The organism is Trichocoleus sp. ST-U1, assembly GCF_039961835.1.
In the GTDB taxonomy this organism is placed as follows: domain Bacteria; phylum Cyanobacteriota; class Cyanobacteriia; order Cyanobacteriales; family FACHB-T130; genus FACHB-T130.
Map to the genome: position 1 here is coordinate 1 of NZ_JAMPJZ010000009.1, position 25,411 is coordinate 25,411.

Annotated in this window: 24 protein-coding genes and 2 tRNA genes; 7 read left to right on the plus strand and 19 right to left on the minus strand. The window is 46.2% G+C overall.

The window, feature by feature from the left end; genetic code table 11:
* The first annotated feature begins 328 nt into the window (after window positions 1–328).
* From NDA06_RS05350 to NDA06_RS05370, 5 genes are all read left to right on the plus strand, one after another.
* Complete coding sequence (locus NDA06_RS05350) at window positions 329–1,279, plus strand: phosphotransferase (RefSeq protein WP_190984986.1); 951 nt, start codon at window positions 329–331, stop codon at window positions 1,277–1,279.
* Between the two features lie 355 nt (window positions 1,280–1,634).
* A complete protein-coding gene (locus tag NDA06_RS05355; protein WP_190984987.1) occupies window positions 1,635–2,366 on the plus strand; it encodes an ATP-grasp domain-containing protein in 732 nt (243 codons plus the stop codon).
* Between the two features lie 375 nt (window positions 2,367–2,741).
* Window positions 2,742–2,957 carry a hypothetical protein gene (locus tag NDA06_RS05360; RefSeq protein WP_190984988.1) on the plus strand — a complete coding sequence of 72 codons (216 nt, stop codon included), beginning with the start codon at window positions 2,742–2,744 and terminating at the stop codon, window positions 2,955–2,957.
* A 6-nt stretch (window positions 2,958–2,963) separates the two neighbouring features.
* Window positions 2,964–3,599 carry a hypothetical protein gene (locus NDA06_RS05365; RefSeq protein WP_206755342.1) on the plus strand — a complete coding sequence of 212 codons (636 nt, stop codon included), beginning with the start codon at window positions 2,964–2,966 and terminating at the stop codon, window positions 3,597–3,599.
* A gap of 303 nt (window positions 3,600–3,902) precedes the next feature.
* The gene (locus tag NDA06_RS05370; protein WP_190984990.1) at window positions 3,903–4,967 is read left to right on the plus strand and encodes a tRNA-dihydrouridine synthase family protein; all 1,065 of its coding nucleotides are present in this window, start codon (window positions 3,903–3,905) and stop codon (window positions 4,965–4,967) included.
* 130 nt (window positions 4,968–5,097) lie between these two features.
* Here NDA06_RS05370 and NDA06_RS05375 read toward each other — a convergent pair whose 3' ends face one another.
* Window positions 5,098–5,907, minus strand: coding sequence for a hypothetical protein (locus NDA06_RS05375; RefSeq protein ID WP_190428173.1), 810 nt, complete (start codon window positions 5,905–5,907; stop codon window positions 5,098–5,100).
* A gap of 145 nt (window positions 5,908–6,052) precedes the next feature.
* Here NDA06_RS05375 and NDA06_RS05380 point away from each other — a divergent pair, with 145 nt between their 5' ends.
* Window positions 6,053–7,432, plus strand: a complete 1,380-nt coding sequence (locus tag NDA06_RS05380; protein ID WP_242047379.1) for a GTP-binding protein — start codon at window positions 6,053–6,055, stop codon at window positions 7,430–7,432.
* A gap of 89 nt (window positions 7,433–7,521) precedes the next feature.
* Here the strand turns inward: NDA06_RS05380 and NDA06_RS05385 are convergent, their stop codons facing one another.
* From NDA06_RS05385 to NDA06_RS05395, 3 genes are all read right to left on the minus strand, one after another.
* Window positions 7,522–7,785, minus strand: coding sequence for a hypothetical protein (locus NDA06_RS05385; RefSeq protein WP_190984991.1), 264 nt, complete (start codon window positions 7,783–7,785; stop codon window positions 7,522–7,524).
* An 84-nt stretch (window positions 7,786–7,869) separates the two neighbouring features.
* A complete protein-coding gene (locus NDA06_RS05390) occupies window positions 7,870–8,694 on the minus strand; it encodes a TlyA family RNA methyltransferase (RefSeq protein ID WP_190984992.1) in 825 nt (274 codons plus the stop codon).
* Between the two features lie 241 nt (window positions 8,695–8,935).
* Window positions 8,936–9,733, minus strand: a complete 798-nt coding sequence (locus NDA06_RS05395) for a vWA domain-containing protein (RefSeq protein WP_190984993.1) — start codon at window positions 9,731–9,733, stop codon at window positions 8,936–8,938.
* Window positions 9,734–9,865: 132 nt separating this feature from the next.
* Between NDA06_RS05395 and tnpA the strand changes: the two genes are divergently transcribed.
* Entirely contained in the window at window positions 9,866–10,279 is a 414-nt protein-coding gene (gene tnpA, locus NDA06_RS05400) for an IS200/IS605 family transposase (protein WP_190984994.1), read from the plus strand.
* 172 nt (window positions 10,280–10,451) lie between these two features.
* On the opposite strand, the gene NDA06_RS05405 is transcribed toward tnpA, so the two are convergent.
* From NDA06_RS05405 to NDA06_RS05475, 15 genes are all read right to left on the minus strand, one after another.
* Window positions 10,452–11,408 carry a HEPN domain-containing protein gene (locus tag NDA06_RS05405; protein WP_190984995.1) on the minus strand — a complete coding sequence of 319 codons (957 nt, stop codon included), beginning with the start codon at window positions 11,406–11,408 and terminating at the stop codon, window positions 10,452–10,454.
* A gap of 225 nt (window positions 11,409–11,633) precedes the next feature.
* Window positions 11,634–11,774 (minus strand): hypothetical protein, encoded by a 141-nt coding sequence (locus NDA06_RS05410; RefSeq protein WP_190428377.1) that lies wholly within the window; start codon window positions 11,772–11,774, stop codon window positions 11,634–11,636.
* Between the two features lie 72 nt (window positions 11,775–11,846).
* On the minus strand, window positions 11,847–12,509 hold the full coding sequence (gene tsf / locus NDA06_RS05415; RefSeq protein WP_190984996.1) for a translation elongation factor Ts: 663 nt from the start codon (window positions 12,507–12,509) through the stop codon (window positions 11,847–11,849).
* 149 nt (window positions 12,510–12,658) lie between these two features.
* Window positions 12,659–14,092, minus strand: coding sequence for a hypothetical protein (locus NDA06_RS05420; protein WP_190984997.1), 1,434 nt, complete (start codon window positions 14,090–14,092; stop codon window positions 12,659–12,661).
* Window positions 14,093–14,295: 203 nt separating this feature from the next.
* Entirely contained in the window at window positions 14,296–14,697 is a 402-nt protein-coding gene (locus NDA06_RS05425) for a hypothetical protein (RefSeq protein WP_199323997.1), read from the minus strand.
* 17 nt (window positions 14,698–14,714) lie between these two features.
* A complete protein-coding gene (gene rplL / locus NDA06_RS05430; RefSeq protein WP_190985038.1) occupies window positions 14,715–15,098 on the minus strand; it encodes a 50S ribosomal protein L7/L12 in 384 nt (127 codons plus the stop codon).
* Window positions 15,099–15,164: 66 nt separating this feature from the next.
* A tRNA-Leu gene (locus tag NDA06_RS05435) sits at window positions 15,165–15,239 on the minus strand.
* Window positions 15,240–15,270: 31 nt separating this feature from the next.
* The gene (locus tag NDA06_RS05440; RefSeq protein ID WP_190984998.1) at window positions 15,271–16,005 is read right to left on the minus strand and encodes a hypothetical protein; all 735 of its coding nucleotides are present in this window, start codon (window positions 16,003–16,005) and stop codon (window positions 15,271–15,273) included.
* 176 nt (window positions 16,006–16,181) lie between these two features.
* Window positions 16,182–16,252 (minus strand) — tRNA-Ile (locus NDA06_RS05445).
* 989 nt (window positions 16,253–17,241) lie between these two features.
* Window positions 17,242–17,442 carry a hypothetical protein gene (locus NDA06_RS05450; RefSeq protein ID WP_190428392.1) on the minus strand — a complete coding sequence of 67 codons (201 nt, stop codon included), beginning with the start codon at window positions 17,440–17,442 and terminating at the stop codon, window positions 17,242–17,244.
* Window positions 17,443–17,576: 134 nt separating this feature from the next.
* The gene (locus NDA06_RS05455; protein ID WP_190528349.1) at window positions 17,577–18,536 is read right to left on the minus strand and encodes a GNAT family N-acetyltransferase; all 960 of its coding nucleotides are present in this window, start codon (window positions 18,534–18,536) and stop codon (window positions 17,577–17,579) included.
* Between the two features lie 161 nt (window positions 18,537–18,697).
* Window positions 18,698–19,204: a GNAT family N-acetyltransferase gene (locus NDA06_RS05460; RefSeq protein ID WP_190688033.1), complete on the minus strand. Its 507-nt coding sequence runs from the start codon at window positions 19,202–19,204 to the stop codon at window positions 18,698–18,700.
* 2 nt (window positions 19,205–19,206) lie between these two features.
* Window positions 19,207–19,692 (minus strand): cupin domain-containing protein, encoded by a 486-nt coding sequence (locus NDA06_RS05465; RefSeq protein ID WP_190984999.1) that lies wholly within the window; start codon window positions 19,690–19,692, stop codon window positions 19,207–19,209.
* 117 nt (window positions 19,693–19,809) lie between these two features.
* A complete protein-coding gene (locus NDA06_RS05470; RefSeq protein WP_190985000.1) occupies window positions 19,810–20,343 on the minus strand; it encodes a GrpB family protein in 534 nt (177 codons plus the stop codon).
* 251 nt (window positions 20,344–20,594) lie between these two features.
* Window positions 20,595–25,181, minus strand: coding sequence for a CHAT domain-containing protein (locus NDA06_RS05475; protein ID WP_190985001.1), 4,587 nt, complete (start codon window positions 25,179–25,181; stop codon window positions 20,595–20,597).
* Window positions 25,182–25,411 lie beyond the last annotated feature (230 nt).

Below are 25,411 nucleotides of genomic sequence, written 5' to 3' on the forward strand. Positions count from 1 at the left end.
CTTACAACATTGCTGTAGGAGGGGCAGTACCTCCCCGGTGGACTAACTGATATAGATTTTGGTGTTGAGTTTTAGGTTCAAGACGGCTGACACAAGTTTCTCAGAGCTGCTGATTATTCATTAGCTACTCTAGCCAGAGTATCCTTTTGGGATGACAACCAAGATGATACTCAGCATCAAGCTAGACCTTGAAGTAAAAAAGCAACGGTCGGAGATAGCTAAAGAGCAAAACACCAGTCTCGATAGGCTGGTGCTGAGGTACATATACTAACGATGGGAATTTGTCTGTTTCATTCCAGTCGATTCATTGGATGATGAACAACCATAGATGATGAATGACAAAACGTTTTTACACCTTGCAATTGAAGCACTTTGTAACTATGGTTTAGAAAATGCTCAACTAACTCGCTTAGGCGGAGCAAGTAACACTAACTTTAAAGTAGATGCTGACGATAAATCCTATGTACTACGTCTGCACACATCTGCATATCATGACCGAGTTGCTATATCTTCAGAACTAGCTTGGTTAAGCAGTTTGCAAAGCGAAACGACCTTGGTACTCCCTAAACCTATTGTTAATTTAAACGGAGAGCTAGTCACAGGCGTACCTGCTGATAGCAAGCCAGAAACGCTGTGTACGCTCATGTCCTGGGTAGAAGGGAAAATTTCACCTACTGTGGACATTTTGACCGATGATCAGCTTGCAAAAGTAGGCTCTCTGATGGCACAACTTCACATACACTCGCAACAGTTTGAGCTACCTGAAGGCTTCAAACGCCAAACGTTTAATGAAGCCCATTTTAGTGGGCGTTTAGAGGTGTTGTATACGGCTTTAAGCAACACCGAATTAGATAAAAGTGACCTGAACAGTTTGAAGGTCAATGCCAGTCACATAATCACTTATTTTGCTCATTTGGAACGCAAGCAAGACAGTTTTGGTGTTATTCATGCCGACTTTCATTCTGGTAACTACTTACTCTGTGACGAAAAGGTTTGCATCATTGACTTTGACCGTTGTGGTTTCGGCTTTTACCTTTATGACCTTGCTTTAGCGCTTATGGAACTTGACGAGCAACAACGAAAAGCCTTTTTACAGGGTTACGAAACCGTCAAACCATTGCCTGCTGATTACACAAACCTCAAGCAGGTGTTCCTGTGCTTGGCTTACCTTGATAATCTCGGCTTTCTTGTTGCCAATCCTGAGGAGCTAGCGTTTGTCATGGGAGAATTGCCGTTTGCCGTTGAAGCATTCCGTAATGCAGTCGAGACAGTGCCTTAACAACATATTGGAGCAGATTGACAAAAGATCCTGGTGCAATGCGATCGCTCATCGCCATAGCTTGAGTTAACGCAAGGAAACCCAACATATACTTCTGCTTTGCATATCCGTCAAGATGAGGTTTGCTATTAGCGTTCCTAGGATGCGATCGCTATCAGCTTGTCATGTGGGATGGAAAGATGGCAGTACTCGTATTTATGGATATGTGCTGAGGACGCTACTTCATTACATGAAGCACTGGAAGCCAAGAAGTGAGGCACTGTGCTGATAAGGCAGAGGTAGGAGGGGCAGTACCTCCCCGGTGGCTTGCTTATAATTAGAAATTGCCTGCTAGCATTTAAAGACTTTGTAACTGATGCCAACTCTGATTTTGACTCCACGCTACACTGACGATTCTCAGGCTTTATGGCGTGCAGCTAATCGTCTGGGTTGGCGAGTCGAGCGACTAATGAACTGGCGGCTACCTGATGAATTAAAACTTGTACCCGAACCAGTCTTGTATGTGGAAGCATTGATGACAGAGATGATAGCGGAGCAACTTGGACTTCGCTTACTTGACGCACCAGATGATTGGTTATCCAATTTACCTGAAGAATATCGGAAGCGTTGGGTTTATCTCAGTACCCTCGGTGAAGCACGGAGCATAGAAAAAGCAGCTTTTATCAAACCGCCAAACGACAAAAGTTTCCCTGCCCGCGTTTATCAAGGTAAGGAATTGCCAAGCGATTATCCCGATGAGATGCCAGTGCTAATAGCGGAAATTGTGGAGTGGAAAAAGGAGTTCCGTTGTTTTATTTTGAATCGCTCCCTGAAAACATTCTCAGTCTATCTCCGGGATGGAGAGTTACAGCGAGAGAATGATTTTGTACATACAGAAGAGGAGGAATGTGAGGTTCGGGAGTTCATCGAAACTCTACTATCAGATGAAAGGGTAGAGATTCTTCAGGCAACAGTAATTGACGTAGGTGTGATTCGAGGAAGAGGATGGGCAGTTGTTGAGCAAAATGCAGCCTGGGGAGCAGGTTTGTATGGTTGCGATCCCATTGAGGTTTTAGAAGTGCTGCGCTATGCTGTTGTTGCTGCATAACATATAGTTAGGCTGCAAGTATCACGGTATTTGTACGATGAGCAGTCAGGAAATCAACTAATAAGTTAGGTACCGGAGCGAAGGAAGTTTCACTTTGAAAACCGAATGCTATAAAGACGTTCATCGGTTCCAGTTTCCCTTCCCCATAAGCGTGTTAAACCTCTTCGTGCAGTTGAATAAATAGTTATACCGTTAAGCTATTGGTGAGGATAATACTTGAGAATCCTATACCAGAACACAGCATCAGGCTATTCCCTTATTTATGGATAGCATCGCCACTCTCCTTTTAGTGCAATCAAGTCACCTCGTAGACTAGATTGAGTTATAAAACCAGCAATCCCAGGCTTTTGAATGCCTAACAAACGCTTAGACTAGATGGACGTGGGATATCTGACGCTCTTTGAGTTGCGAGAAGCGACAACAGTTTCTCAACAAACACGCGATCGCGCCCACATGATTCGACTTTACGATGACTGTTCTTTGACACCTCGGCAGCGTTACAGTCTGGACACTTCATTTCGGAAAAGGGGTGGACACGTTAATTGTTCCATTTTGCTCAGGAAAGCATTCCTCTTTGAGCAACGCCTATAATCAATCATGAGTAAAAAAATGATGTTGCAACCTTTTGTAAGTTTTCTAAAACTGAGTCTTGTCTGCTTAGTTAGCTCCGCTGTCTTAGAGCCAGCGCAATCCTACGCCCAGTCAGCAGGTTCACTGTCAACCCCTGATGCTACTTTTAAAGGTGTTTTGCAGCAATCAGATGCAGTTCCTTCACAAACAAATGCACCGCTGAAAGCTCAGGTCAATCCCGAACCAGAATCTCGTCCCCGGCGCAGCTATATCGGTGTTGGAGGTGCTATCGGACTAGCGGGTGATACGACTGCCCTAGGAACGGGAGGTCTAGCGATTCTGACCAAGGTCGGATTTACGGACAACCTGTCTTTGCACGATGCCACAATCATATTTGGCGATCGCACTGCAACTTCGATGATTGCCCTGACTGGTGAGTTTCCCATTCGCGGTGCATCTGGACAAACTATTATCTCCCCTTTCCTGGGTGGAGGAGTCATGCTCAGGATTGCCGATGGTCTGAATATCAGTCCACTTATTTCTGGCGGCGTTGATGTTCCGTTATCAAGAGACTTAACGGGCACGGTACGGGCAAATGCAGGCTTCCCCACTAATCGCAATGCTGATGTCGGACTTTTAATTGGAGTTGGTTATAATTTTTGAGTAACTGGCGTTAATTAGAATGAATTGATTAATTGGTGTTGAATAATTTTAGAATAAAAGATATTTGTTTCTATTAACAAATCTTCGTCATTTTAAAAGGTACAGGCAGTAACCATTACCTATTGAAATGACATCTTTTTAAAGCTAAAATAATAAGTCGCTGTATGGGACGATCTGAAAAGGATGATTATCTAAATCCAAGTTGGGATTCTACAAGCTTTCAAGCTTTTTAGTCCGAGTGACAAGAAGTTTGTCGATCGCAACAAAAAATAATTTTTTATCCAACATCAACCGACCGCGCAAATGTCACAATCCGCTCTACTTCCGCCTCCTATGTATCCGGGACTGAAATTAACGGCGCTTGCTCCCATGCAGGATGTGACGGATCTGCTGTTCATGAGCGCGATCGCTAACTATGGCAGTCCTGATTATTTCTTTACTGAGTATTTTCGCGTCCACACGAGTTCGGGTTTAGATAAAAACATCCTCAGATCAATTACAGAGAACTCCACCGGACGCCCCGTCTTTGCTCAGCTTATTGGTGAGAGCGTTTCCGATCTTGTACGCATTGCGAAAGAACTAAGTCGCTATCCAGTCGCGGGTATCGACCTGAATATGGGATGTCCTGCACCAAGAATTTATCGCAAAAACGTGGGTGGAGGACTGTTACGCGATCCTGAAAAGATTAGCCAGATCCTTGGCGAGTTGAGGGGGGCAGTCGATGGGCTTTTGACCGTCAAAATGCGAATTGGCTTTGAAGATACCGCTAATTTCGATCGTATCCTCGACTTGATTAATTTGCACAAAATTGATTTGCTGAGCTTGCACGGTCGTACTGTCAAAGAAATGTATTATGGCAACGTGCATTACGATCTGCTTGCCCATGCCGTACAACGGGTGAATTGCCCAGTTTTAGCCAACGGGAACGTGACATCTGCCGCAACAGCAGCAACGGTTCTAGACACGACAGGAGCAGCCGGGGTAATGGTTGGTCGCGCTGCGATCCGAAATCCCTGGATTTTTAAGCAAATTCGCCAATACCTGAGCGGTCAACCTGTTTCTATCGTAACGCTGGGTGAAGTTCGCGGTTACATTGAGCTACTGCGTCGAACGATGACAGCATGGACAGTACCGGAGAAAGCGCGGGTTAGCTATATGAAGATGTATCTAAATTACATCGGTCAGAGTGTGGATGCCGCTGGATCTTTCTTAAAAGATATGCGCCTATCCCAGACTGAAGCGGAACTATTTGGAGTATGCGATCGCTATTTATTAAGCAACCCCGACCAAGAATTTGCTTCGGAGCCATATCCTAGACTTCTGGCTCGTCCTAGCTGCGAGAGTACCCGTGAATTGATCGCAAACTGAAAATAGAGAATGCAGTGCGATCGCAATCCTAAATGATTCTTGAAGGCGAGATACCCAACAACTCTTACGAAGTCGGGTATCCGAACCATTAGCTCACAACTACAATCGGATTGCGATCGCTGTAGCGTGTTTATTTTGCTGACTGAGCCGCGGTGCAACCAGTAAGAACTGAGGCAGGAACGGGTACATCAGAATTTGCCAAACCTTGTAATTGCTGTCGATAGGCTACTAACTGACTTTGAGTGTTTGGATCGCGGACAACTTTTCTCATTCGATCGATTACTTTGATCGCTTGCGTCCAATTTTGAGCGCAGACTGCCTTTTGTAAAGAGGCGTTGAGGTTTTCCTTGGGGACGTTTCGGGCTGCCGATGGATTTTTAGTAAGTTTGAAAGAAGTCAAAAATCCATCAATACTTTTAACTAGATCTTGTTCTCTATCTGTTACTACGAAAACTTGATAAAATCGTCTCCGGTCTACCAAATAAAATCTGCTTTTAATGATTACTCCTTGGGATAGTTGTACTTTGAATTCCCTTCCCGGAGAATTTGCTAAAGTAATATTCCGTTGGCTTAAAAGCTTCCCTTTTGAACTATTTGTAAATCCATAAATTGCCCCAGCTAAAAAATCGTTGACATCACGCTGAGTCTTGATCAGATTAGCCGGAAGCTCGGAATAACCAACTACATAACCGGCTTGATTTGGTCGGAAAGCCTGGAAGAGTTGCACTTTAATTGGCCCACCTTTAGTCTGAAGCGTTTGCTGACTTTGGTTGGGTGTACTGGGCATCAACACGGTGAAGCCTCCTCTTGTTGAAGAGAATGGCTTCCATACTGACTGAGCAAGTAAAATCGGTTGCTCAGCTTGCACTGCATTAATGATGGGAGCGCCACCCACCAGGCAGGTGGTTAGGAAAAGAGAACAAAGAAGTGGATTTTTCATTTCAGGTAGAGTGCAATCAAGCGATCGCAATGAGATATCGAGCGAAAATGGATCTGTAGCTTCTTCTAATCTAGCCTTGAGCCATCCTCAATTATCCCAAACCAATGCCGCTGTTGGGGGTCACACATCCTCTGCACGCAGCACTCTGCAAGAAACTCACTTCAATCGCGCTCGTGCCAGTCTGCGGCAAGCGCTGTCTTGGTATTCCCACTCTCGCAGCCAACGGCACCCTTCAAAATTAGAAGCAACCGCAGCGCTGCAAACTGAACTGGATTTTTTAAAGTCTACGCTTGATAAGTTAGACCAGGGTGTGATTCGGATAGCCGCTTTTGGTTTAGTCAGTCGCGGCAAATCAGCAGTGTTAAATGCCTTAGTGGGGCAGAAAATTCTGCAAACTGGGCCGCTGAATGGGGTGACTCAGTGGCCCCGTTCCGTGCGCTGGACGCCTAACGCGGCGGGTAAGGTGCAGGTGGAATTGATTGATACGCCTGGATTGGATGAAATTCAGGGGCAAGCGCGAGCAGAAATGGCGCGGGAAGTAGCGCGTCAATCTGACCTGATTTTGTTTGTGGTGGCGGGTGATATCACGCGAACCGAGTATCAGGCACTGTGCGAATTGCGCCTGAGCCAGAAGCCTTTGCTTTTAGTATTTAACAAGATTGATTTGTATCCGGAGCAAGACCGACAAGCGATTTATCAACAGTTGCAGATTCTGGGTGCTGGAAGCAGAGAGACGCGATCGCTCTCCGCTTTACAAGAAGATGAAATTGTGATGGTGGCGGCGGAACCTGCACCCCTAGAGGTGCGAGTAGAGTGGCCCGATGGTCGCGTCACGCAGGAATGGGAGACGCCGCCGCCGCAGGTGGATGAGTTGAAGCAGAAGATTTTGGGGATTCTGAATCGAGAAGGGCGATCGCTTTTAGCGCTCAATGCCTTAGTTCAGGCGCGAGAAGCTGAAGAAAGCATTGCTCAGAAGGTGGTGGCGGCTCGTGAAACTGAGGCGGAGCAGCTAATTTGGAGCTATGTGAGATACAAAGCGATCGCAGTTGCACTCAATCCGATTGCTGTTTTGGATGTCTTGGCAGGAACGGTGGCGGATTTGGCGCTGATTCGCTCCTTGTCGCGGCTGTATGGGTTGCCGATGACTGGTTATGAAGTTGGAAAGCTTTGGAAAACCATTGTGTTTAGTTCAGGCGGCTTGCTGCTGGGTGAATTCGGCAGTAGTTTAGTTTTCGGGTTGGGCAAGAGTGCGGCGGCGATTGGCGCTGGGGAGAGTCCAACGAATATTACGGCTTATGGCGGTGCAGCGATCGCCCAGGCTGGTATCGCCGGATATGGAGCTTATGCAGTCGGTCGGGCGGCGCAGGTGTATCTAGAACAAGGCTGCACCTGGGGACAGTTGGGAGCGAATACCGTCATTCAAGAGATTCTCAATCAGGTAGAACCGAATACAATTCTTTATCGCTTGCGGCAGGAATTGTTGCAATTCGGCGGAACATCTCAAAGCAAATCTCCAAGCAAATAGATGAACGCAAAACCTAACCCCCAACCCCTTCCCTGTGAGGGAAGGGGTGCAGGAGAAGTTCTCAGTCTGATTCGACTTTTAAATTCAGATCAAGATTGTACTTGGGAAGAATCAGCAGTACGATCGGCAGCGCCTAATTCTGATTCTGCACGGCTTCGCATGGACTCTTGTAAGTGTTCGTCGTGGTGACGGTGCTGCGACATCAATTCCCGCGCCTGTTCTTGGGTATGGGCGTCAGCAGGATGGGTTTGATGTACCTCAGCCTCTGCACGGCTTCGCATAGACTCGTGTAAGTGTTCGTCGTGGTGACGGTGCTGCGCCATCAATTCCCGTGCTTGGTCTTGGGTACTCATGCTTTGACCCTCTACTTTTAAGGCTTGCTTCTGTCTCAATTTGACCTGAATAGAGCTAAACGGTATCAAAACTGACAGAAAAATTTACGATTTAAGATTATCCCGAAAGTGAGATGCAGCGGCTTCGGTAATCTGTTTAATGGCTTGCAAACTCGGCGGTGGTGTGGCGCTATCCACATCCAACCACAACAGATACTCGATATTACCAGCAGGCCCGGTCACTGGCGACCAACTTAAGCCGCGATATTGCCATCCCAACGGTTGCGCGGCTAGTAACACTTGGAAAATAGCATCTGCTTGATCGTCAGGATCTCGCACCACACCTTTTTTACCAACACGCGATCGCCCAACTTCAAACTGCGGCTTTACTAGCAATACCGCTTCTCTAGGAGGCTGTGTCAATTTCCACAAAGCATCGAGAATTTTGGTTAGGGAAATAAACGAAACATCTACAACTGTTAAATCTGCTGGCGGTTCATCACCGTACAATTCCTCTGGGGTGAGATAGCGCAGATTAGTCCGTTCTTTCAACACTACCCGCGCATCATTGCGTAATTTCCAGTCGGCTTGTCCGTAACCGACATCAACGCCATAAACTTTTTTTGCCCCAGCTTGCAGCAAACAATCGGTGAATCCGCCAGTAGAAATTCCGCCATCTAAGCAAATTCGATCTTGTACGGAAATGCCAAATTCTTCAAGTGCTTTGGAGAGTTTTTCACCGCCTCTGGAAACAAAACGCGATCGCTCTTTAATTTTAATTTGCGCCTCGGTTTCTACCTCAGTTCCCGGCTTATCAATGACTTGCTGATTAACCATTACTTCACCGGCACGTATTAGCCGTTGTGCTAACTGCCGGGAGGTGCATAAATCAAGTTCTACTAATAAGGTGTCAAGTCGTTGTTTCGCCATTAATTATATATATTAGGGATTGCTTGCGTGCAAGTTAATAGAGCAAAGCGATCGCAATCGAAAAGGAACTCCGCTGGTTAGTTATTACACACTATTTAAAGGATAGCTACTTAATCGCTTACCTCCCAGGTTCTTCGCCCCTTCCTCCCACGTTCGCTGCTTCGATCGAGTCGAAGCCACGGATACTTATCCTCTCGTAAACAGTATGTATGCCCTAAAAGTTAGGGCACGCAAGCATTACCTAGACAATTAATGCATCCAAAAAACCACGCTTTCCAAGTCGTGCGATCGCAGATGCAACTTGCAGTCTTGGACAAGCGAGAGTTTCAGCAGTAGCGCTGATATCTAGAGAACCAAGACGCTGTACCGTATCTAATACTTTACCGTCAAATTCCAAGTTACGGAATTCGCTAGTTAGCATAGCTACCATCTGACTGATAACATCTTTAGCATCGCGGACAGAGGCACATTGTCCACTCGTGCCAGTTGCGATCGCGGTAAACGACTGCAACGTAGCGCGATCGCTTCCCATGCACAGTGCATGAACCGTTACCCGCTGATTTTCCGCCGCCGCCGTTACCGACTGCACCGTTAAACCATTAGGATATCGCGCCGGATCGGTATGCGTGAAGCCATCGCTGTCTCGATCTGCGTGAAAACCGTGTGGCGGTGCATCACCCACCAACAGAATAAAGCGACAACTGTTGCGTCTCCACTTCATCTGGTTAGCCGCATCCTGAACACCATCATAAACAGCTTCCGGATGATCTCCACCCCCATTCGCTTCTAGTTTGTTAATGTTCTTCTGCATCTCCTGCAACTTTGCAGTTAGCGGATAGATGCGAGTTACAAAAGTCGTGTCTTGTGGAGGGTGATCGCGGTATTCTACTAAACCGACTTGCAAATCGATGTCACTGTCAGCTGACAACAAACGAATTGTATCCAGCAATTGTTGTTTTGCTTCTTGGATGAAACTACCCATACTGCCAGTTGTATCAATTACAAAGCACACATCAACATGATTGAGAGCTTTTGTCATAATTAGTCTCACTCCTTCTAGTTAAAAAATTACCTGGCGAATGGAATTCGCAGCTACACAAACGAAGTCCGCCTTCGCGGACTAAATGCGATAATCGTGGTTGAAAAATTTGCATATTTAGGTTGAGGGAAAATGAGGTCGAATTTCACACAGTTGTATCTCCATTGTGTTTGGGCTACTTGGGATAGATTGCCTCTAATTACGCCGGATATCCAAAAGGTAATCTATGCAGCCATTGTTAGACAGTGCAAACAACTCGGATGCACAGCGATCGCTGTTGGTGGTATTGAAAATCATGTCCATCTTTTGACGAGTTTCCCATCTACTCTGGCTGTATCTGATTTAGTTAAACAAATTAAAGGTAGTTCTTCTCATCTAATTACTCACGAAATTAAACCTGGTGAATTCTTTAAATGGCAAGGCAGCTACGGGGCTTTTACTGTGAGCCATGATGCTATCGATAAAGTTGCTGATTACATCCGAAACCAGGCGATTCACCACCGACAGAAATCAACTATTTCTTCTTGGGAATTGATTCCTAAATAATTTATTTTAGGTTGGGCGGTTGAAAACGCAGCTACACAGGCTAAACCCGCCTCCGCCGGTTTCAATATCCTCAATTTTCTGATAGTCCGCGAAGGCAGACTTCGTTTGTGTAGCCGCGAATTACATTCGCCAGGGCTTTCTGGTGAGATAGTTATCAAATAGGTAAGAAAAGTTATTGGTTAGGCGGAACGAATAAATCGTGCTTGAGAATACGGGAATAGATTTGCCTAATGATGTCTTCTATCTCCTGGCTCTTGCGATCTAAGTCGGCATCAGATGCTCCCTCATGTAAAATCTTGCTACGAATGTTATAAGCTTCGTCAATCATAGAAACAGCATCTGGATTTTCAGGAAGATGCTCCTTCACAAGGCGTTTGATGGCTTGAGAAATCGATTCGCGCTCTAGCTCCCGAATCCGACCTTGGACTGACGCTCTAATATTGTCAGGAATAGAGGCTGTGTTGCTTAACTGTTCGACGAAACTGCCAATTAAATCCTGAAGTTCTGGGTTGGGGTAACGATTGCGTTTAGCTAGCGGTTCGAGAGAAGAGACAAGTCCAACAAATCGGGAACGCTCTGTCGTTTCCAACCTTGCTGATGCAAACAACTCCATAGATACCAAGAGTTGTCGGTCAACCTCAAGGTCAGCCGAAAATATTTCGTTAATACGCTCCACCATACTACTGCTGCTCATGACTACTCTGAAACTTACACTCATCATGAACCCCGATCCGCCTCTGCCCTGTTGGGTTCGATCAAAGACCATACAAGGCAATGGAGTGTGATAATCCAGCAGGAGTGGATGCTTCCTTGAAATCGCTGCCCAGAGAAGAGCTAGTGAGAGCTTTAAACCCTTCTGTTCAGCTTCACCCGCAGTTGCAAATCCCTCTACGTAGACATCCAGCTTTTTGGCAGTTTTTCTCCTCCCCCTAAACTGGCTCTCGTCCTTTTCCTCCTTTAACGGCACTATGCGGACAATGGACTCCTTATCGTTAAGCAGCAGGGAAGCCTCTCCATCGAAGCCAGACTCATCTGTTTCACCCAAGACAATTCCAACCTTTGCTCCGTAGGGACGACGGTTTGGACTGTCAGAAATTATTTTTCTGGGGTCAGGCTTGCTTCTGCTCATTGAATGACAGTAATTAAAATATGAAGTTGTTGCCTAGCCATTGATCTAGACAACAACCTATAGCCTAGCAAACGAGTTTGTTATTGTTAGACCGCACCTTACGACAACTGAGGTACCTCTATCTCACATCCCTTACTGGCAGCGTTGTCTCCAGAATCTCCATCAACAACTCTAAGCGCGATCGCTTTCCAAGTAAGTTATGTCCACCTAAAAACTTTCAGCCCCTCAATTTCCATTTTTTGAATCCCCATTCACCATTCCGAGCGATCGCAATTTGGGTTTCTTCTCCAGCAAGACAAATCGAGTTGCCTGGGCGGTTGAAACCGCAGCTACACAGACTAAACCCGGATGGTGCGCGGGTTTCAATATTCTCAATTTTCCGATAGTCCGCGCAGGCGGACTTTGTTTGTGTAGCCGCGAATTCTATTCGCCAAGCCTTTATTCCCTGCCGCCCATTTGTGCAGCGACTTCTTCGGCAAAGTTGCTTTCAGGCTTTTCAATGCCTTCACTTAACTCAAAGCGGACAAAACGACGCACTTGGATATTTTCACGCAGTTGAGCTACGCTTTGCTTCACCAGTTCTTCCACCACGATACTTTGGTCGCGAATGTAAGGCTGATCCATCAAAGACATTTCTTTCAGGCGTTTTTCAATTCGCCCTTGAAGAATTTTTTCTTTGATGTTTGCTGGTTTGCTAGCCAAGTCATCGCGTCCCCTTTCGATTTCTGTTTCTTTCGCAACAATTTCAGCCGGAATGTCTGCTACCTTTACATACTCCACATTCGGACAAGCGGCAATTTGCATGGCGATGTTTCGCACCAGGGTTTGAAATACTTCGCTGCGACTTACAAAATCAGTTTCGCAGTTTACTTCTACTAGTACGCCAACTTTACCGCCAGTATGAATGTAGCTGTCAATAATTCCTTCTGCGGAAATACGATGGCTGACGCCGCAGGTTCTACTCATACTTTTTTGGCGCAACCATGCGATCGCTTTGGTCATATCGCCATTGGTTTCATCCAGCGCCTTCTTACAATTCATCATGCCTGCACCTGTTTTCACGCGCAGTTCGTGGACAGTTTTTGCAGTTATTGCCACCATGTTTGATTCCTCCTTCACTAATAATTTTTTTGACCTCTCCCCAACCCCTCGCCTTGCAGGAGAGGGGCTTTTTTCTTCCCCTTTCTTACAAGAGGAAGGGGTTAGAGGTTAGGCTTTCTATGCTTCGATTTAGCCACAAGTGAACCTATCTAGTTATCAACTCGCACTGGTAACGGTGTCTCTAGAATTTCCATCAACAATTCAAGGCGAGATGGACGAGACAACAATGGCACCAAGTTTGGCAGAGAGTAGTAATCACCAGCGAAAGTGAATGTCTCCAGCGATACTTGAGACTGTTGCAACTGCTTTTCTAAGTGGTTGCTATGATTGCCAACTTTGACAATAATTACATTCGGCACTACCTTCAATTCTTCGCAGTATTGGGGATAAACTGTGTTGAAGAAAGGAGCGTTGTTTTCGCCTTCATCGGTAACGATGATGATTTGTTCTGCCGACTGTTTGTTTTGCCGCATCTTTTCCAGTGATGCACCAATGCTAGTGCAACCATCCGGAAACAATTTCTGGAAAGCTTTCTCCCAATCTGACAGCGCTTTACCTTGTGCTTTTACTTCAACAGCTTTGGTGTCGAAGGCATAAACAAATAAGTTACCTTCGCTGATGCCAGAAATCAAAGCTGCAATTTGCTTTCCGACTTCCAGCGCTTCAGTCATGCTGCTGCTTTTGTCTACAAACAAGGCAGTAGACTTAGTAATCTTACCCCGCTTTTTCACCTGTTCGTTGACAACTTGCTCTAGCTGCGCCACAGTTGCATCATCGACATTGGCGACACCCGCCGCTTTCATCGCCTTGAATGCAGACACGCGATCGCTTGTTGCAGCTTCTGCCAGTTTTGCATCAATCAACACCTTCACCTCAGCGTTCTCCATCGCACCTCGCGCTTGGAGTGACTTAAGGTTGTTAATTACCTCCTGCGGTGACATGGCGTTAACTAGCGCCATCAGCACTTCTGGCGTTACTTCCTTCACCGCACCAATGGCGACAGTGTAGGGAATTTTGTGTTCTGCAATCAGTTGTGCTTGTGCTTGTGGTGTCTCTGCTTTTGCAAGCTGCTTGAGTGCAAACGCAAGACTATCTTCAGGTGGTACATCTTTGAATAGTACGGCGTTAGCGCGATCGCTAGGGCGTATGTGCAAACTTGCATAAAGATGCTTCATCGCCTTGCGTCCCCGCACCGCTGCGCGATCGAAAAATGCAGGATTCTTCTCCCGTTCCTGCAAATAACGCCGCACCGCAGTCCGCGCCGAACGCGGCAACTTTTGCTGATGCTGCTTCATAAAGTCTACAATCCGCGCCACCTGGTAAGGCGGAAACTCTTGTAACATCATGAAACCCGCGCCCCGATGTTCGTTCAAGCTGCTGGTCAGCAAATTGCCGACAAAAACTTCCTTGTGGTCGCGCACATCACCCTGACGCTGATACCATACAGCCAGGTGTCCGTAAAAGATGGGGTCAAGTTCGACCATCATCTTATGCACTTCTGCTACCTTACCGAGTTCCCGGTGTGGCGTAGTCAGCAGACTGTTGAGCATTTCTAAACGCAAGTCGCGTTCTAGTGTATTCATTGCAACTACCTCCATTTCATTTGAAGCGTTGAGGAGGCAGGTGTCGCACGCAAGTTAATTGCTGCCGCGCAAGTCGAGAAAGCTGTTTTTTTACCTTAAAAGGGTATGTAAGCTTTTTCTGTTGGGGCGCGGCGACAACTGCCATTATAATTTGCCAAGCAAGAGACTGTCATCCCTGCTAATCTAAAGGTTTCAAATCCGGTTCAGTCCAACTTATCCGAGCTTGCCAAGACATTAAAGCGATCGCGGTTGTAGTATGTCAGAGGAAGATTTTTATCTGCGTAACTATCGATAAGTTCGTTGGCAAGATATACGATAGAGCGAGTTCGAGCTGCAACCGATAGATAGTGACTAACAATCCGAATCCAAAACAGTGTCATCGTTTCGTGATAGCCACTGTTTTTAGTAGTTTTAATCCGATTAGCCAAGTTGTAACGCTGGATGCGATCGCGTATGCAATTCGTCGCTTCTGCCTTCGAGTAACGAGTGAGATACCATAGTGCAACTGTTAAATGTGCGCGATCATTCCACTCGTCTCGTGGCAAGGTGCAATTCTCGAATGCCGCAATTAGACTTTCTATCTCACTGAGTGACTGATATTTCACAACTGCGAGAGTGCAAACTACTTGAGAGAAACTTTAGCGCCTGCTGCTTCTAGCTGTTGCTTGATTTCTTCTGCGTCGGAGAGTGCGATCGCTTCTTTCACCACTTTCGGCGCTGACTCAACAAAATCTTTTGCTGACTTCAGATCCAAATTAGTCAAAGTCCGTACAACTTTGAGGATTGCAATCTTCTTATCAGCAGGAACTTCCTCCAGAACTACATCAAACTCAGTTTGTACAGAAAGCTCTTCACCTTTTTCCTCGATTATTTCAATAATACTTGTCCGCTGGCGAGGCGAAGCATCAACTCGAAAAGTATCTTCAACTTGCTTAACTAATTCTGCCGCTTCGGTTAGTGTTAAAGATTTTAATTGCTCTAAAATCTTAATTGTTTTTACAGACATCTTTATACTCCTCCTCATAATAAAAAATGAAATATTATCATTCCACGCAAGTCGAGAAAGCTGTTGTTTCATACGCAGGGGTTGAACCTGCATAATCTTGAGCTTAAATCAAGCGCCTGTACCAATTCGGCTAGTATGTAAGCTTTTTCTATCAGGGCGCGGAATGAGAAGTTTAACTATTTGCAAGCTGCTGCATAATGAACTTTATTTCCTTCTTGTTACACTGACGTTTATCGACAGCGTAACTTTTTCTGTAGATTCTTCTACCTTGCTTCTCCCGTACACTCCAACCGTCAGCAATTTCTTTTAAGACAATATCTGTTACTGGCTTTGTTGGTGGTGTATTTTGAAGCTTTATTGCATACCACAAATTGTTAATTCTATGGTATTCTAGGCGGTCATTAACAACTACTAGATTGTCTAGCTTTTCGGGAGGTTTGTTGGGTGCTTTCTTCGCTAGGCAGAGAACTTTAGTGTCGGGATGGATATAAAGTTGCTCTCTCCAATAATTCAGCGGATTTCTGGGTAAATACTTGCACGATTTAGTAGAATAAGGAACTCCATCAATTAGTTCAACATCCTTTTCCACAAAACCCCATACATGGGAGAGAATATGTTGTCCTGATAACGTTCTCGTTTCAAGCTGCTGGCATAGTTCGCTGTAAACATTATCCCAAGATTCGCCTACTTTAGAACGCAACCAGCGACGTAATGGACCTAGATGGTCTGAAAAGTGCTTTGTGCGTTTTCTTGTCTTGATTAAATAAGGGCTTAGCAACCCATCTTCACTTGCTTCATGAGTAATCTTTTGCAGAGCTTTTTTATAACCTTTAAGCTTTTTTACACTTATCCTCATGCCTCCACGAGGACGTTCAATGACAATTTCTCCCAAACGGTGTTCGCTCATTACTTAGTATCGTCCCTAAATATCTATTGATTTTGATGAATTGCCATTCAGTTATGGCTAAGTTTGCTGTAATTAGGGAAGAACTACATAACATTAGAAACACCTCCAGTAAATATTAAAAATAACAATAAACTTAGTAGTATTTAAATCGCTCCGCGCAAGTCGAAAAAGCTGTTTGGGTATACACGGGAATTGAACCCGTCACGGCTCGATTATGAGTCAAGTGCTCTAACCAACTGAGCTAGTATGTAAGCTTTATCTATTAGGGCGCGAAGCGATTTTGCCGCTTTAAAAATAATGGGTGTTCCGCACAAGTTAAAAAAGCGATTCACTGGAGAGTTACCGTTACTCTACACTGCCAAATCATGGCAGCGGTAGGAATTGAACCTACATCTCCCGCTTATCAGGCGGATGTGTGTATGCTTTTCAGGTTAGGGCGCGGAACACAAAATTTAAAGCTGAGTATCCATAAAACGCACTCTTTAGTTTGCAATCTGTTTTGGAAAGAATTGTCACTTCGTACAAGTTAAGAAAGCTATAGTTAACGGGAGTTGAACCCGACCTATCGATTAATAGTCGATTGCTCTACCACAGAGCTAGTATGTAAGCTTTCTAAGTTAGGATACGAAGTGATGCGACACAAAATTTAGTGTAAATATGGGAGGCTACGCACAAGTTAAAAAAGCTTTTTTACACCTCTCCAAGCAGCGGAGAGGGTAGGAATCGAACCTACAATTCGGTTTCCCGAACCTTACCAGTTTGTATGCTTCTTACATCAGGGCGCGTGCCTTGATTTTCACATCAGTTCGCAGAAAAATTGAATTTCAATCCCGCGCAAGTTAGCAAAGCGTTTATCACTTGGCGCTCTATCCGTTGAGCTACAGCTGCATAATAGAGCAGCTGGTGGGAATCGAACCCACTACCTCCCCGACCGTAACGGGAATGTGTGTAGGCTTCACAAATTAGGGCGCGGGAAAAGTTTTGAAAGTTACGCCCGTGCAAGTCGAAAAAGCTTTATTACAACTTACGACCGTTCTTACTAAACATTGCTTAGCAGTGGACGCGCAAACCGCATCTGACAAGAGACTTGGAATGCTTCGCTAGTTCGGTCGCCCGAATTTCACTACCTTAGGATCGTTATCAATGGTGTGTATGCTTTTTCTGTCGGGGCGCGGGGCAGGAATAATTTCGAGTTTTGACTTTTGAGTTTTGAATTAATTTAAAATTCAAAACTATTTAGCCATAAACTGCTTCTGGGCGCACAATTAAATCGCCACTGGGACGACGATCGACAACGTAGGATTGGAAGCGATCGCTTCTAACATCAAAATGCTGTGCAAGGCGTTCCTTAACGGATTTGTCGTTCATGCCATCCGTTACACCTAGTTGCTTTTCTTCAATGTCGTAAGAACGACCTTCAAAACGAATGTGAACCATTTTGAACACCTCCTTAAAGTTGGAAGCAAGATGATGTATGAACTTGTCGTTCTCTTGCTTCACTACTTTATACTACATAAACACTACAAAAGTTGTCAAGAGTTCGGCAGCAAGATTTTTAAGCAAGAGTCTAACTACACATCCTTGACGTAGAAAATGCGGGTGTGAAGTGTGGCATAACCGACAGATTCGTAGAGTTGCAGCGCACCTGAAGGATTTTGAGCATCGACGCCAAGCTTGGCTGTCTCTACGCCAGCAGCCTTCAAACGCTGCATCCCGCTTAGTAACATAGCTCGTCCCAGCCCAATCTTACGGAAGCCGCGCCGCGTGCCTAGTACAGCAATCCAGCCTTCGTTGCGATCGCTGCGTGCATTTTCCTCTGTATAGATCCTGCTGTGGCAAAAAGCAGCAAAAGTCCCATCAGGAGCGATCGCAATCAAGTTTAATTCCGGCTTGTAATCCCGGTCGCTTAGATAATACTTAAGCATCTCCACAGTTAAAGGGTGATGATTCCAATGGTCGATAAACGACTGGTTAAACATCTCCACCCACGCTTCTGCGTCTTGTTCAACTTCTACTTGGCGAATGGTGAAACCTGCTGGAAACTGCGGTTGTGGTATTGGTTCATCCAGCGATCGCCTCATGGTGAAAAAGTACCGATCGGCAGTGAAACCGCAACTTTCTAAGAAAGCGATGCGTTCGGCTTGGTCTTCGCGAGCGCTGGAGCGCAGCTTAACACTCATGCAGCGTTCTTTGCTAACTTCGCGCATCCGTTCCTCACCCCAGGCGACGATCTGTTTTTCCAGATAAACGCCGCGATCGCTTGGGTGGACGTGGAAACCAATGTAGCCTTCGATGATTTCGCCATCAGGGGGAATCCACATTCGTCCGAAGCCAATCAGCTTACCGTCAGAGTTTTCCCAGAGGCAAAGATCGCGTGCTTTGTCTAATGAAGGTGCTTTAAATTCCTGTCGCAGTTCAGATACAGATATGCCTTCATCGAGTTTATCGACCGCTTCGCAGGAATTGATCAAGTGAGCGATCGCTTCTAAATCCGCTTCCCCTGCATAAGGACGCATTGTTAAAGTAATCATAAAATTAGCTTAGATGCCTACATTGGCGTAATTCCGGCAATTAAAGTTGCAATTCACTACAGGCATACTACAAGGAATTGCGGAAATAACACCTCACCTGATTGGGTGACAAGCTGACATTGCAGCTCATAGTTTGCGATCGCGATGAATTTCTGCACTGCTTAAAGCGATCGTAATTTTTCAAAGTAAAGAAGAGGATGCTCGTTGACGACTTCCCGTCCCGTTTGCCTCATCCCTAGCTTCTCAAGCACCCGCACAGACGCAATGTTTGGTTCGTCCACATCCGCCCTCACCTTGGGAAGGGAAAGCGTGTCCAGAGCATAACCCAATACAGCGCTAGCTGCTTCTGTTGCGTAACCATATCCCCAGCGATCGGGATGAACTCCGTAGATTAAACTGGGAGTCCCTTCCTCTGAAGGCAAGAAGCCAGCAAAGCCAACAAGATATTCAAGGTCGCGCATAAAGATTAGCCAGAGTCCGTACCCATGCTGTTCAAAGTTCGCGATGCTGTCCTCAACGAAAGATTCTGCCTCGTCAGACGAGATTACCCGGTTGTCGAATAAGAAAGACCGGACGCGATCGCTCGTCCAAAGCGTGTGAATGAGTTGAATATCCTCGATCTGGCAGGGTCGAAGCTGTAATCTACTTGTTTCGAGTACGCAACTCATCGTTATTCGGTGTCTAATGCTCCAAACGGTTTAGCATCTGACAGGTCAAAGATTTCAATAGCATCTTCACGGCGAAACATGCGTTTTCCAAGGTGCGGGAAATCGGCAATTTCTATATCGAGGTTTTCTCCTCCCGCCAGATAAACTAAGTCTTCCTCACCTGCATTCCTCAAATGATGAGCTACCGAAGGAGTCGGGAATGCCATGAAGTCTCCTGCACCAACTTCAAATTCTTCGCCGTCAATTTCCGCAATTCCGCTGCCCGATAGGATGTAAATCCATTCTTCCTCGCGGTAGTGGGAATGATATACAAAGGATTCCTTTCCTGGAGGGACTTTTACAAAGTTGACTCCGGTGCGCTTTAGTCCGAGCGCTCGCCCCATTTGTGTCCCTGAGATTTCGGATTTCGGATTCCAGGGGTGTGAGAATGTTTGCATATTGTCTTCAATTTGTTGACGCCGCAAAATCAAAGATTTCTTCTCTGCCATGTTCGTAACCCTCAGATGGTTTACTGGATACCTAATAGCTAAGTTCAGCGATCGCAATATGGGATTTCATAGAGGTTTCTCCTCGCGAACAAAATATAAGTCTGGATAGGGACACTGTTACTCATTTACTGAAGACACACGCCACCCTGCTGCTTTTCGGTCAATGGTTTTGATAAAGTCGTCTTTCCCGTCCATATATCCCTCTATATCATCGGGATACATCTCGGCTAATTTCCGCTTAAGGTTACTGTATTGCTGTGCATCGTCAGGATGAGCAATCATGTAATCTCGAAATGCTAAGTGACGCTTTACCTGTGCTGAACCAATCTCGAATGTATGAATGTGATGTGTTCTGATACCTGCTTGGCTATTCTTAAGGAAGAATCGCCGACCGGGAATTCCATATTCACCCATCACTTCATAACCCAGTGACTCCATTGCTGCACTCTGCTCATCTACACGAGAAATGTCTTTCACTTCAACCAGCAGATCGATAATGGGCTTTGCGTAAATATTAGGAATTGCCGTGCTACCAATATGATGTAGTGCAACCATATTTTCACCCATTGCCTCAGCAACTTGCTGCGACTCAGCCTCAAACGCATCTCGCCACTGTAGATTGTGTGGAACTACTTCAACTTTGAACGGCATAACTGGCACCTGTAGTAATGCAAGATTCTGGGAATGAGGAGCAATTCTTGGCTACACTCGCAGATTCTCCAATTGCGAAATTCTTGATTTGTAGATAAGTGATATCTAAGGTCATTAATCTTGTGTCAATTTGAGAGGGTCTGGCATTTCGGTGTATTCAGTTGGGGAACTGTTGATTTTAAGCCAGAGGAATTTGGAAGCAACAAAGAGGTAGATATAGCGATCGCAATTAACCTGGATTTTGTGCAACTTTACTGGCAAATCGACAGGCTTTGTGTTTGCAGATAGTCCCGCATCCAGGCACAGTTTAGAACCAGTAGGGCATCCAGATCCAAATTCCATAAAATAATTGTGCGATCGCTACTAGCTGAAGCGATTGTTTGACCATCTGGGCTAAAACTTATCCCCAAAACGCTATCAGTATGCCCACGTAAGGTTTTGAGCAATTTCCCACTCAGGCTCCAGAGTTTCACCGTTCCGTCAGAACTGGCAGAAGCGAGAGTTTGACCATTCGGGCTGAAGCTGATGCTATTGACTCGATTGGTATGTCCGGTTAAGGTTTTGAGCAACTGACCGTTGCTCCAAAGTTTTACGATTCCATCAGCACTGGCAGAAGCGAAGGTACTACCATTGGGACTGAAGCTGACATCTAAGATACCAGCACTATGTCCCGGTAGAGTGCTGAGCAAACTTCCGTTATGCCAAAGCTTCACCGTTTCGTCAGCACTCACAGAAGCTAAAGTCTGTCCATCCGGGCTGAAACTCACGCTTGTTACCGATTCCTGATGGCCGATCAAGGTATCCAGTAGAGTTCCATCCCGATTCCAGAGTTTCACAGTTCTGTCGGCACTCGCTGAGGCTAAAGTCTGACCATCTGGACTGAAACGGACACTCAAGACACTAGCAGTATGTCCCTGGAAGGTCTTCAGAAGCGTGCCGTCTTTGTGCCACAATTTTATCGTTTTGTCAGCACTCGCTGAAGCAAACGTCTGTCCATCCGGGCTAAAACTGATGCTGTAAATCTCCCCATTGTGTCCTTTGAGAGTTTTTAGCAGCTTCCCGTCTTGATGCCAAAGCCTCACTGTTTTGTCGGCGCTGGCAGAAACCAAAGTCTGACCATCTGGGCTAAAACTTACACCCCGCACCTCAGAATCATGCTTCTGCAAAGTGGGAAGTTTCTCAGCGTTAGGGTGCCAAAGTTTAACTGTAGTATCGGCGCTGGCAGAAGCCAAACTCTGACCATCGGGGCTGAAACTCACACTGTAAATCGAAGCGCTGTGTCCTTTGAGAGTAGAAACAAGCGTGCCATCCAGACGCCAAAGTTGCACCGTTTTGTCCGCACCGGCAGAAGCCAAAGTTTGACCGTCTGGGCTAAAATTAACCGCCCAAACGAGATCCTTGTGTTCGGTGAAAGTTCTGTAGGGACGAGTTTCAAAACCTCCCAGACTCCGATTCTGACGCCAGAGTTTCACTGTAGTATCTGCACTAGCAGAAGCCAAAGTCTGACCGTCGGGGCTGAAACTGACGCTATTGACTGAAGCGGTGTGCCCTTTTAAAATCCCTAGCAATTTACCATTGCGGTGCCACAGTCTAATTGTTTTGTCGGTGCTAGCTGTCGCTAAGGTTTGGCTATCTGGGCTGAAGTGAATACTTGTTACCCAAGAGCGATGACCCTTTAAGGTGACAATTAGGCTGCCGTTCCGCCGCCAAAGTTTCACCGTTTTATCCGCACTGGCAGAGGCGAGAAACTGACCATCTGGGCTAAAAGCAACGCTATTGACTTTGCCAGCGTGCCCTTTGAGAGTAGTTATGAGTGTACCGTCCCGGTGCCAGAGTTTCACCGTTTTGTCATAACTTGCAGAAGCCACCATTTGGCTGTCTGGACTGAAGCTGACGCTTTTTACCTTGTCTCGATGTCCCTCCAGCGTCCTCAACAGCGTGCCATTCGGTTGCCAAAGTTTCACTGTCCCGTCATCACTCGCAGACGCGATGGTTTGACCATCCGGGCTAAAACTGAGGCTAATGACCGTTCTTTGATGTCCCTCCAGACGGTTATACTCTCTGACGCCGTAGACGGCTTGCTGTAGAACCGTTACCACTCGAATGCGGGTATCGGGTTTGGCTTCGATAGATTGTTGTAGCTGTCTACCTGCCTTTAAACTTTCCAGCAATGCTTCTAGTTCTTTATTTGAGGCTAGGAGTTCATCTGAGGAAGCACTTAAAGCATTGAGTTGGGCATCGATTTCACCCGTTTCAGCTCGCTGCCATTGCTTTGTGGCAATTCCCACTAGCAATCCTAGTCCTATCAAACCGCTCGTGAGTCCCAGGATAACTTGTCTTCGTTGGCGATCGCGTACTCTCTGCTCTCGTGCTTGCAGAGCCAAACTTGCCTGTATAAAAGTTTGCTCCGTTGAACTCAGATCCGCTGAACGTTCGGCGTACCAATGTTGAGCTTCTAATAACGGCGCACCTCGCCACAGTACCCCCTCATCTTGCTGGCTATCCCATTGTCGCAAAGCTATCCGCAATCGCTCCTGCCAAGTCCGGAAGCTGCGGTTATCTTCTAGCCACTGGCGCAAGCGTTGCCACTCTCGAATCAGCGCTTCATGGACGATTTCGACAGTTTCAACGCTTGTTGCTTCATCTTGTCTGGTGACAACCAAACGTGCATCTGCTAAGCGCGTAACTAAGTTCCAATTGTCTTGTCCTACGTCGGTACGGGTGGCGATGCGGCGAGTATCGGCGGTGCCTTCACCGGGATGCACTAATTGGAGAAAGATACGCTTTGCCTGTTGCTGTTCTTCCGATTTGAGTGCTGCATACACCTGTTCGGCATAACTAGCGAGTGCTTGTTCGACGCCCCCAATGGCATCATAAGCAGCATGAGTGAGGATACCGTTGCATTGTTGTTCCCACAGCAAGGTCAGGGCAAACTCCAGCAAAGGCAGAGAACCGGGTTCGCAGCTAACGGCATCTAGTATGCGCGATCGCAATCCTTCCTCGATCTGTACGCCTAAATTTTGGGCTGGTTTTGCGATCGCTGCTTGCAGTTCTAAGCGGCTCATTTGCCCTAAAAATTCTGGGGGGAAGCGCTGCAACGCAGAGGCAAAGGGATGATAAGAAAGTGCGTATTCGCAGAAATCTGCTCGTAAAGTGAGAATTAGGGTAAAACTGGGTATCTGGTTGACAGCAGTTAATAATTCATCTTGAAAGCGTTGACGGATTTCAGCTTCCTGACAAAGCGCGTACAATTCCTCAAACTGATCGGCAAATAAAAGCAGATGGTCAGTTGTGGGAGTTTTATCTAGAATTCGCTCTAACACAGCGATTAATGGCAAGTCACCCTGCTGAATTGCTGTTGCTAGTTTGTTGATTTCAACCAAACGATCTGTTTCACGCAACTGCGGTTCTAATAGGGGAATCAGTTGTTCTGCCAGTTTTAAAAAAGGACGATTCCCCGGACGAAAGCTAACAATTAGCCAGTTTTCTATCTGACGCAAACGTGGAATTAAGCCTGCAAAGACTGCGGAAGATTTACCGCTACCGGAAGGGCCAATCGTAGCAACGAGTGGCTGATTATATACCGCTTTCAACAGTTTCTCAGTGAAAACCTCCCTGCCAAAGAAAAACGGTGCATCGGCTTCTTGAAATGCAGACAAACCCCGATAGGGACAGGGGAAATCTTGCCCAGTTTGTACGGGCACGGCACTGCCGTGTCCGTACCCCTCAAGAGACCCTTTTCCTCTATCATGTAATCCTTGCCAAATTATAGGCACCGCTGTGGGATTTTGGCATATTACTGGCAACCAACTGGCGCAAGGACATCGATCCTCTAAAGCTTGCAGCTGTTCTCGTGCTTCTCGCACAGAGGTATAAAAAGACTCACCCCTAGAAAAAGCGGCGAGAAAATACTTGAGAAATTCCTGAGCAACCAAGTCAGGGACTGGTTCCCGCATGACGACGATTTGGGGAATGTGGAGGCTTTCGAGGGAACGTGCTAAGCCTAGTCCATCGCAGGAGTTGAAAACTGCCAGTTGTAAGCCGCGTTCTATTGCTCTTTTCAGAGCATAGGTTAACTCGGTGATGGATAAGCGATCGCTACCATTAATTTCAATCTCACCCGTTTCGCCACAAGCAAGGCTGGAACTATGTCCGGCAAAAAATAAGATATCCCACCCAGATGAGTCCCAAAGTTGTTGGTATAACTGGCGGCGTTGCGGTTCTACTAAAAAGACAATTTCTGCATCATCAAGTAAACCTGAAAGCAACTGTCGGTCTGCTTCAATATCAATCCCATTCCCATTCCCCAAAATCGCTAAAATTCTGGGTTTTTCCCGTAATGGTGCGTCAGTTTCTACCCGTTCGTAAGCAGTTGCTCCCAGCGCTACTTCTGCCTTGGGGTAACGCTCGAAAAAATCCCATAAATGCCAAGGGAGTCGTCGCAGTTGGCTGTCTTCTATTTGCAGAATCAACCGCACTGTATCGGTTGGTAATAATTTTTCGAGTAATTTTTCTCGAATCGGGCGAAAAGACTCAGCTTTGAGCCAAATGGCCAAACTATCTGCTAAGGTTTGAGCTGATTGGCGGCAAGCCTCAAGTAAATCTTTTGGAGAACCCTGGGTAATTTGTCCTCCTCTTTCTTCCAAGCGAAACAGGAACGACAAACTGCGATAGAGAGACTGCCAGTGTTCGTATTGTTCCACCAACTCGTTTGCTGGAGGCAATTTACCTTTGGCACGGGTGGTAACAGCATGGTTGCCTTCTCCCCGAATTTCCAGCGTTGCTACGGCTCCCAGATGCAAGTCACCATCGATATCCAGGATGACTAACTTTTCCATCGCTGCCTGCTTTCGGGACTCTCAGGGATTAAACTGCTACAGCACTAATATAGTCTTAAACCTCGCCCAGAAGAGACTAGGGGAGAGCGCCTATTCCAGCGAGATTAGAGGATGCTTTAAAAGTGGGGGCAATGTAGGCACTTGTTGTGCAAATAGATTGCCTACATTTTGGTGATCGCTCCTTGATGCCGGTGGACTTCAAGAAGTGGTGGGAGAAGCGATCGCCTACA

Excerpts from the sequence above, each read along its gene's own strand:
- NDA06_RS05350 (WP_190984986.1), top strand. The coding sequence starts at position 329 with ATGATGAATGACAAAACGTTTTTACACCTTGCAATTGAAGCACTTTGT.
- NDA06_RS05355 (WP_190984987.1), top strand. The coding sequence starts at position 1,635 with ATGCCAACTCTGATTTTGACTCCACGCTACACTGACGATTCTCAGGCT.
- NDA06_RS05360 (WP_190984988.1), top strand. The coding sequence starts at position 2,742 with ATGGACGTGGGATATCTGACGCTCTTTGAGTTGCGAGAAGCGACAACA.
- NDA06_RS05365 (WP_206755342.1), top strand. The coding sequence starts at position 2,964 with ATGAGTAAAAAAATGATGTTGCAACCTTTTGTAAGTTTTCTAAAACTG.
- NDA06_RS05370 (WP_190984990.1), top strand. The coding sequence starts at position 3,903 with ATGTCACAATCCGCTCTACTTCCGCCTCCTATGTATCCGGGACTGAAA.
- NDA06_RS05375 (WP_190428173.1), bottom strand. The coding sequence starts at position 5,907 with ATGAAAAATCCACTTCTTTGTTCTCTTTTCCTAACCACCTGCCTGGTG.
- NDA06_RS05385 (WP_190984991.1), bottom strand. The coding sequence starts at position 7,785 with ATGAGTACCCAAGACCAAGCACGGGAATTGATGGCGCAGCACCGTCAC.
- NDA06_RS05390 (WP_190984992.1), bottom strand. The coding sequence starts at position 8,694 with ATGGCGAAACAACGACTTGACACCTTATTAGTAGAACTTGATTTATGC.
- NDA06_RS05395 (WP_190984993.1), bottom strand. The coding sequence starts at position 9,733 with ATGACAAAAGCTCTCAATCATGTTGATGTGTGCTTTGTAATTGATACA.
- tnpA (WP_190984994.1), top strand. The coding sequence starts at position 9,866 with ATGAGGTCGAATTTCACACAGTTGTATCTCCATTGTGTTTGGGCTACT.
- NDA06_RS05405 (WP_190984995.1), bottom strand. The coding sequence starts at position 11,408 with ATGAGCAGAAGCAAGCCTGACCCCAGAAAAATAATTTCTGACAGTCCA.
- tsf (WP_190984996.1), bottom strand. The coding sequence starts at position 12,509 with ATGGTGGCAATAACTGCAAAAACTGTCCACGAACTGCGCGTGAAAACA.
- NDA06_RS05420 (WP_190984997.1), bottom strand. The coding sequence starts at position 14,092 with ATGAATACACTAGAACGCGACTTGCGTTTAGAAATGCTCAACAGTCTG.
- rplL (WP_190985038.1), bottom strand. The coding sequence starts at position 15,098 with ATGTCTGTAAAAACAATTAAGATTTTAGAGCAATTAAAATCTTTAACA.
- NDA06_RS05440 (WP_190984998.1), bottom strand. The coding sequence starts at position 16,005 with ATGAGCGAACACCGTTTGGGAGAAATTGTCATTGAACGTCCTCGTGGA.
- NDA06_RS05450 (WP_190428392.1), bottom strand. The coding sequence starts at position 17,442 with ATGGTTCACATTCGTTTTGAAGGTCGTTCTTACGACATTGAAGAAAAG.
- NDA06_RS05455 (WP_190528349.1), bottom strand. The coding sequence starts at position 18,536 with ATGATTACTTTAACAATGCGTCCTTATGCAGGGGAAGCGGATTTAGAA.
- NDA06_RS05460 (WP_190688033.1), bottom strand. The coding sequence starts at position 19,204 with ATGAGTTGCGTACTCGAAACAAGTAGATTACAGCTTCGACCCTGCCAG.
- NDA06_RS05465 (WP_190984999.1), bottom strand. The coding sequence starts at position 19,692 with ATGGCAGAGAAGAAATCTTTGATTTTGCGGCGTCAACAAATTGAAGAC.
- NDA06_RS05470 (WP_190985000.1), bottom strand. The coding sequence starts at position 20,343 with ATGCCGTTCAAAGTTGAAGTAGTTCCACACAATCTACAGTGGCGAGAT.
- NDA06_RS05475 (WP_190985001.1), bottom strand. The coding sequence starts at position 25,181 with ATGGAAAAGTTAGTCATCCTGGATATCGATGGTGACTTGCATCTGGGA.